This window comes from Frankia sp. CcWB2 (assembly GCF_977927585.1).
The window spans coordinates 1-3,598 of sequence record NZ_CDWRCM010000185.1; the positions used below are offsets into that span (position 1 = coordinate 1).

A 3,598-nucleotide genomic window follows, 5' to 3' on the forward strand; every position below is an offset into this window, starting at 1 on the left:
CGCCACGACCGGGCCCGCATCGGCGCGGGCGCAGGCGTCGGCGTCAGCGAGCCCGACGCCGGTGGCGACCACGGCGGCGAGCCCGACGGCGACCACGGCGACGCTGTCCGCCGCCGACGCCGCCGCCACGGTGCGCCGGAAGGGCTATGAGCCGGACATGAGCACCTACGCGGCCGGCCGGCGACTGAACGTCGTGATCGGCACCGGCCAGCCGGCCGGGGACACCCCCCGGCAGCTCGCCTTCGTCTTCGCCGACGGTGAGTACCGTGGTACGGACACGAAGGCACCCAGCGCGCACATCACCCTCCAGCGCCAACGCAACGATCATGAGGTCGTGCTGCGCTATGCCACCTACGACCCGCGGGACCCGGTCGATGCCCCATCGGGCCACGCCGACGTCCGCTTCCGCTGGACCGGCACGAACTTCTCCACCCTGGACAAGATTCCACCGAGCGACCCGAATGTCTCCGGCAGCCGACGGTAGGGCCGCCATCCGCCGGGGTCCGGGTGGCGGCGGGCGGTGCCGGGTGGCGAACCCGACGCGCCCGCCTCCGCGCCCAGCCGCACATCGCTGCGCTGGAAGCATTACGGTTCAGGGTTAGGGGTCTCGCGGGGCCGTGAACGCCGTGAACGCCGTGGACACCGGTGGGCGCGGGCCGGCGGCCACCGGGCCCCGGCCCGTGCCCACCGCCGACGAAGGAGTGAGCTTTCGGGTGAGCCCCGGCATTCCGAGTCTCACGGCCGGGCGCGCCGCCGGGCGCAGGACCGGGCGCGGCGACCAGAACAGGCGGCACGATGCTGACCCCGCTTGTTGACGACGACCCGCGCCACGTCGGCCCGTTCACGATCCACAACCGGATCGGCGCTGGCGGCATGGGCACCGTGTACCTCGGTTTCAACGCCGACGGCCGGGCCGCCGCGGTGAAGGTTCCCGACGCCCGGTTCGCTGACGACCCCGAATTCCGGGAACGGTTCCGCCGCGAGGTGGCCGCCGCCCGCCGGGTGCACGGCCGGGCGGTCGCGGCGGTGCTCGATGCCGATCCCGAGGCCACGTCGCCGTGGCTGGCGACCGAATACGTGGAGGGCACCAACCTCGCCGACGCGGTGCTGCGCCACGGCCGGCTGGAGGAACGGCTGCTGCACGGCTTCAGCGTGGGACTCGCCGACGCGCTGATCGCCATCCATGCCGCCGGAGTGGTGCACCGCGACCTCACGCCCTCGAACATCCTGCTGGCCTGGGACGGCCCGAAGGTCATCGACTTCGGCATCGCGCGGGCCTCGGGGATCCCCAGCCACACCCGGACCGGGATTCTCATTGGCACGCTGGCCTGGATGGCGCCCGAGCAGCTGCGCGGGGAACGGGCCGGGCCCCCCGCCGACGTGTTCGCCTGGGGCGCCTGCGTGACGTACGCGGCGACGGGACATCCGCCGTTCGCCTCCGAGCAGTCCGACGTGCTGACCAGGATGCGCGAGGACCGACCACCCGACATCGCCGGCGTGCCGGCGAAACTCGCCCCGCTGGTGCGCGCATCGCTCGCCCGTCGGCCGGAGGAGCGCCCGAGCGCCGCCGAGCTGGTCCGCCGCCTGGTCTCGGACTCCGCGGTCCGCACCCCGGCCGATGCCGACCGGGCTGCGGCGCTGGCTCTCACCCCCTGGCAGGCCCGCCCGCCGCTGAGCGCGGGGCCCGGCAACGGCGGCGGCAACGGCGGCGGCGCGCCGCTGGACCCCGACCAGCCCGATCAGCCGACCCATCCCCTGGCCAACCGGCCGACGCCACCGCCGGACGACGACCAGTCGTGGCGCACCGTCCCGGTACCCCGCCGGGGCACGGACGGCTCGGTGCAGGATCCCGCCGACGGCGGCGCAGCCGGCCCGCCGCGACACGCGGCGGACGGCGGGCTGCTCGGCCGGCTCCCGGCATCCTGGCGGCGGCGGGCACCGGGCGCGCGCGGAGCGATGCCGGTCGTCCTGCTCGCCGGAATCGTCGGGCTCGCCGGGCTCGCCGCCGTGCTCATCGGTGCCGGCGGCTCCGATCCTCAGGTGCAACCGGCCGCCCCCGCCCCGCCGTTCGGCCGGGCGGTCCCCAGCGACCCCGCGAACCAGCCGCCAGCCGGTGCTCCACTGTGGACGCCGGGCACCCAGCCCGGCCCGGCCCCGGTCGGCGACGAACAGCCGATGACACCGACGGACCCGGGCGCTCCGACACCGGTACTCACCGCGGCGAGCGCGCAGCCGAGCGCCACGCCTACGAGCCGGCCATCGCAGCCGACGGGCGCATCCCCGACGGTCGTGCCGACCTCGTCGCCGAGCCCGGGCACCTCGGCCACGGCGACAAGCTGCCCGACGGCCGCCCCACTCGGGGCGACGACGACCGCACCGCCGCCCTGCTGAACCCGCCGCACGGCCACTCTGCTGAAGCCCGCCGCATCGTCGCGTCACGCCACCGTCCGGCGTCCTGGTGCCCATCCACCACGCACCGGAGACTCTGACTACGGCAAACCCGCTGCGCGACCGCCGCCGACGGCGTCCATAAGGGGCCACGAGTCCACCGGGAGGCGGGAGAGCCCGGCGACCGGCGCCTTCGGCTTCGGCTTCGGCACGAACCAGCGAAGCGATCGGATTTAGGAAAGATTTAGGAGAACGGAACGGTAATGCAGGCCGCCCGCGGACCGGCAGATCCGGCTTCGCCGGGCATGCCACTCGTCCCGTGCTCATGGAGCACGACCGCACTGGCACCGCCGGCCCGGAAGTTCCAGTCGACGATGGCGAACGCCTGGCCGTTGCCGCCGGCATCCGTGCTGAAATCCAGCCAGACCTCGTTGTGTGGATTGGCGTACGCCGGATCGACAGAGGGTTGTACCGGGTCCGGGATGTTCTGGTAATGCGGCCCGGCCGCCGTACCCGTCGCGCCACACGCCTTCTGATGAACATGCGCCCCGTACCTGCGGTCGGGCAGCAGGCCCTGAACCACCAGGCCCACCACGGTACGAGGCCCGCCGGCCGCCAGTACGACCGCCCCGGCGCCGACCGGCACGAGATGCCGGTTGTAGGTGACGGCCGCCGGTGGCTGCTTCTCGTTCCAGGTCGTGAACGCGACCGGCTCCGCGACGACCCTCGTGACGCTCGGAGCTGCCGGTGCCACCGCCGAGGCCATCACCGAGGCCGCGGCGGCGAACAACGCGGTGAACAACCCAAGGCCGGCCAGGGTGATCGACAGACGCCGTCGCATGAGGACCCTTTCAGCGGCTAGTTCAGCGGCTCGGGAACGCCGTTCATGTGGGACGAGCCTAGCCTGGCCACGGGTTTCGGGAATGCTCAACACGACCTGAACGGAAACAGGGGGCCGAAAGGTGGTGCCCGGCCCGGGCCTGATCCGCGACTTGCGGGCCTGATCCGCCCATACCGCCCCGGTCGGCGGGAGGCCGCCGTCAGTCAACCCTTGAGGAGTGAGTACTCACTCCGTACTGTGGATCGCATGCCAGAGACCTCACCGACCCCGCCCCGACGCCGGGCCCCGGTCATGGACCCCGACCAGCGCCGCGCTATGATCGTCACCGCGGCCCTCCCCCTCGTCATCGAGTACGGCACCTCGGTCACC

Annotated in this window: 3 protein-coding genes; 2 read left to right on the top strand and 1 reads right to left on the bottom strand. The window is 73.6% G+C overall.

The window, feature by feature from the left end; all coding sequences use genetic code 11:
* Positions 1-484, top strand: a 484-nt coding sequence (locus ACY45C_RS17215; RefSeq protein ID WP_462188583.1) for an LppP/LprE family lipoprotein, incomplete at its 5' end; no start/stop codon positions are given.
* 311 nt (positions 485-795) lie between these two features.
* The gene (locus ACY45C_RS17220) at positions 796-2,391 is read left to right on the top strand and encodes a serine/threonine-protein kinase (protein ID WP_462188584.1); all 1,596 of its coding nucleotides are present in this window, start codon (positions 796-798) and stop codon (positions 2,389-2,391) included.
* A 241-nt stretch (positions 2,392-2,632) separates the two neighbouring features.
* Here the strand turns inward: ACY45C_RS17220 and ACY45C_RS17225 are convergent, their stop codons facing one another.
* Positions 2,633-3,229, bottom strand: coding sequence for a superoxide dismutase family protein (locus ACY45C_RS17225; RefSeq protein WP_462188585.1), 597 nt, complete (start codon positions 3,227-3,229; stop codon positions 2,633-2,635).
* Positions 3,230-3,598 lie beyond the last annotated feature (369 nt).

Coding starts and splice junctions, on each gene's coding strand:
- ACY45C_RS17225 (WP_462188585.1), bottom strand. CDS start 3,229: ATGCGACGGCGTCTGTCGATCACCCTGGCCGGCCTTGGGTTGTTCACC.
- ACY45C_RS17220 (WP_462188584.1), top strand. CDS start 796: ATGCTGACCCCGCTTGTTGACGACGACCCGCGCCACGTCGGCCCGTTC.